Source organism: Henriciella aquimarina, from assembly GCF_002088975.1.
Taxonomy (GTDB): Bacteria; Pseudomonadota; Alphaproteobacteria; order Caulobacterales; family Hyphomonadaceae; genus Henriciella; species Henriciella aquimarina.
The window spans coordinates 1-3,915 of sequence record NZ_NCST01000064.1; the positions used below are offsets into that span (position 1 = coordinate 1).

Here is a 3,915-nt window from a genome sequence, read left to right on the forward strand (position 1 = left end):
AAGTATCCGTCTTCGTCAAGTCCGGCTTGGAACCCAGTTTCGGCTATCGCGAAGCAGACTGTTCGCCAGGACGATAAGCTTTCTCATTATGGCTGTGATGGCCAGTTTTGGCGCTTTTCCGGTGGCGACCATCATCTGGTATTTCGCGCTGAATTCCGGATTATGCTTTATGCTAACGAGGGTGGGCATATAGAGCGCCTGTCGCAAATGTGCTCTTCCACCTTGTATGTATCGCTTGCCTCGAAACGTGCCGCTGTCCCGAGCGATCGGAGCAAGTCCTGCAAGACTGGCGGCCGCCTTGTGATCGATGAAGCCGAGTTCGGGCATCTCGGTCAGAAGCATGATCGCGGTTGTTTCTCCAATGCCAGGAATAGTCTGTAGAATGTCGAATCTGGCTTTCAGGAATTCATCATCACGGACCAGCAAACGAAGAGCCGCGTCGATTGCTTTCATGTGACGGTCGATCTGCTCAATCCTTTCCCGTGCCTGGCGCCGCAACAAGGGAGCTATCCGGGCGGAAGACCGGTTGGACGCGCGTGTCCTGTCTTTCACCAGAGCGCGCCGAGCCGATTGTAGCTCTTTCATTTCATTGAACTTGATCGTTCTGTCGCTGACGCGGCGCACAGAAATCATCGCCCCGTATTTTGCGATAAGCCCGGCATCGATCGTGTCTGTTTTCGCCGACACACCCAATGCGTCCGCAAATCGTCGAGCCTGCCGTGGATTGACCTTGCCGAGAGGTATTTCGGCTTTCAGGAAGAACTTCTCGAAGGCAAGATGATACTGCCCGGTCGGTTCATAGAGTAGCTGTTCAAGATGACATCCTGCCATCCAGGTCAGCAATTGCCTGAATCCTTTTTTATCATTCGGGACAGTTATGGTCCTGCCCTCAGGATACATGTGCGCATCCAGAGTGCTCTTTGAAATATCGACGCCGATATGCTGGCGAACTGGTTCGATGGACATTCCAGATCCTTTGCTTGTCGTACGGGCCTAGATGCCCTCGTATCCGTTCAGGTCGCATGGAAATGAAGAGGACGATCAAACTTCCCAACGGCACTTACTCAGCCAGCGCAGGCACGATCCGTTCCTCTACGCCGGCGGGGAAATTGCGCAGTCCCCACCAGCGGTTCTTTTCTAACCAGAAGACCAGGAATCTCTAAGACAAGCGCAGGCTGGCGCGATCACCGGCGAGACACCCGCATGCCGCTGGGCTGCCCGGAAGGGCAGACCAGAGGTCCGGAGACGAGCCGGGCCGCTGGCGGCGTGCCGCCCGCGAAACAGCCCCCTCGCGTCAGCGAGGGGTGATCGCCGGATCAAGGTCTGATGCCAAATTGGATCTGCTCAGGTCTGTGCAGTCAGGAGGTCCCTGTATCCGTGAGAACGGCGGTGCAAAATTAGACCACGGTAGCGCCGTCGTATTGGCGGTGCGGGCGGCGTAAAAGTCGTCCACTTTTTCCCTTCTTGCGGCAGCAGGGAGGGCGAGGAGATTTACACCGTGGAACTTTATCTGAAGGTCAGGCTGGCGCGCAGCGAGGGGATGAGCCAGCGGGATCTGGCGCGCCATTTCAACATATCGCGCGACAGCGTTCGCAAGATGTTGGCGTTCTCATCGCCGCCGGGATACCGGCGCACGAAGGAGATCAAGCGTCCCAAGCTTGATGGGTTCAGCGAGATCATCGACGGCTGGCTTGAAGAGGACAAGAAGTTGCCTCGCAAGCAGCGCCACACAGCGAAGCGGATCCACGAGCGGCTCAAGGCGGAACACGAGTTCACCGGCGGCTATACGATTATCAAGGACTACGTTCGGCAGCGTGAACGACGCACCCGTGAGATGTTCGTGCCGCTGGCGCATCCGCCGGGCCATGCGCAAGCCGATTTTGGCGAAGCGTTGGTTGTGATCGGGGGTGTCGAACAAAAGGCCCACTTCTTCGTCCTGGATTTGCCGCACAGCGATGCCTACTTCGTGCGGGCCTATCCGGCGGCGACGGCGGAGGCCTGGATGGACGGGCATGTGCATGCCTTTGCCTTCTTTGGCGGGGTGCCTCTGTCGGTTCTCTATGACAACGACCGTTGCCTGGTCTCGAAGATCCAGCCGGATGGGACACGGGTCCGCGCGACGCAGTTCAGCGGATTGCTGTCGCACTACCTGTTCCGAGACCGCTACGGGCGGCCGGGCAAAGGGAATGACAAGGGCAATGTCGAGGGGATGGTGGGCTACGTGCGCCGCAACCACATGGTGCCGATCCCCCACTTCCCGGATTGGGAGAGCTTCAACGCCTACCTTGAAGAGCAGTGCCGTGCCCGTCAGGGCGACACCTTGCGTGGGCACACGGAGATGATCGGCGCGCGCCTGCAGCGGGATCTGGCCGAGATGCGCCCCTTGCCAGCCGCCCCCTTTGAGGCCTGCGCACAGGCCAGCGGCCGGGTGAGCTCCCAGTCTTTGGTCCGCTACAACACCAACGATTACTCGGTCCCCGTGGCCTATGGCCATCAGGATGTGTGGGTGCGGGCCTATGTCGATCAGGTGGTGATTGGCTGCCGTGGGGACGTGATCGCACGCCATCCGCGGTGCTACGCGCGCGAGGACATGGTGTTCGATCCGATCCACTACCTCCCGCTGATCGAACGCAAGATCAATGCTTTGGATCAGGCTGCGCCCCTTGCGGAGTGGGACTTGCCAAAAGAGTTCGACACGCTGCGCCGCCTGATGGAAGCGCGCATGCTGAAGATAGGGCGCCGCGAGTATGTCCAGGTGCTGCGTCTTCTGGAGACCTTCGGCATGGAGGAGCTACACGCCGCCGTAAAGCAGGCCCTGAAGATGGGCGCGGTCGGCTTTGATGCTGTGAAGCATCTGGTTCTGTGTCAGGTCGAGAAGCGGCCACCACGGCTCGACCTCGACGTGTACCCCTACCTGCCACGGGCGCGGGTCGAGACGACCTCAGCGGCCAGCTACATGTCCCTGATGTCGGAGGCTGCGGAATGACCCATGCCCCCGAAATCCTGCTGGAGCATCACCTCAAGAGGCTGAAGCTTCCGACATTCCTGCGTGAGTATCAGAAGGTGGCGCGCCAATGCGCCGCCGAGGGCTTGGACCATGTCCAGTTCCTGACGCGCCTGGTCGAACTGGAGCTGATCGATCGCGAGCGACGGATGGTCGAGCGCCGCATCAAGGCGGCCAAGTTCCCGGCCACCAAAAGCCTCGACAGCTTCGACTTCAAGGCAATCCCCAAGCTCAACAAGATGCAGGTGCTGGAACTGGCGCGCTGCGACTGGATCGAACGGCGCGAGAACGTGATCGCCCTCGGCCCAAGCGGCACCGGCAAAACCCACGTCGCCCTCGGCCTGGGGCTCGCTGCTTGCCAGAAAGGGATGACGGTCAGCTTCACCACCGCCGCGGCCTTGGTCAACGAACTGATGGAGGCGCGCGACGAGCGTCGCCTGCTGCGGGTCCAAAAACAGATGGCCAACGCCAAGCTGCTGATCATCGACGAATTGGGCTTCGTCCCTCTCTCCAAAACCGGGGCCGAGCTGCTCTTTGAATTGATCTCGCAGCGCTACGAGCGCGGGGCTACGCTGATCACGAGCAACTTGCCCTTCGATGAATGGACGGAGACCTTCGGAACCGAGCGCCTGACCGGGGCGCTCCTCGACCGGCTGACCCACCACGTCAACATCCTCGAGATGAACGGCGAAAGTTATCGCCTGGCCCAAAGCCAGGCGCGAAAAGCCACCAAAACCTCCTGACCGACAATCCATGACTTGGCCCTCACGGGCCAAGGCGGCCAGTCAACCGCCAGCTATTTGGGGAGCGCGGTCGACTGGCCGCCAGCGCTCTATGCGCCCTTCACGCCCAACCCCAAAGTGGCCTACTTTTGCGCCGCCCTTTGGTCGGGTTTTACTCCGCCGTTGACA

Annotated in this window: 3 protein-coding genes; 2 read left to right on the plus strand and 1 reads right to left on the minus strand. The window is 60.1% G+C overall.

Annotated features, from left to right (window positions below; translation table 11 throughout):
* Positions 1 to 15: 15 nt before the first annotated feature.
* On the minus strand, positions 16 to 966 hold the full coding sequence (locus tag B8784_RS10355) for an IS110 family RNA-guided transposase (protein ID WP_084396263.1): 951 nt from the start codon (positions 964 to 966) through the stop codon (positions 16 to 18).
* Positions 967 to 1,498: 532 nt separating this feature from the next.
* Between B8784_RS10355 and istA the strand changes: the two genes are divergently transcribed.
* Positions 1,499 to 2,986, plus strand: coding sequence for an IS21 family transposase (gene istA / locus B8784_RS10360; protein ID WP_169712612.1), 1,488 nt, complete (start codon positions 1,499 to 1,501; stop codon positions 2,984 to 2,986).
* Complete coding sequence (gene istB / locus B8784_RS10365) at positions 2,983 to 3,747, plus strand: IS21-like element helper ATPase IstB (protein ID WP_084396756.1); 765 nt, start codon at positions 2,983 to 2,985, stop codon at positions 3,745 to 3,747. Before istA ends, istB begins: the two co-directional genes overlap by 4 nt.
* Positions 3,748 to 3,915 lie beyond the last annotated feature (168 nt).

Excerpts from the sequence above, each read along its gene's own strand:
- B8784_RS10355 (WP_084396263.1), bottom strand. The coding sequence starts at position 966 with ATGTCCATCGAACCAGTTCGCCAGCATATCGGCGTCGATATTTCAAAG.
- istB (WP_084396756.1), top strand. The coding sequence starts at position 2,983 with ATGACCCATGCCCCCGAAATCCTGCTGGAGCATCACCTCAAGAGGCTG.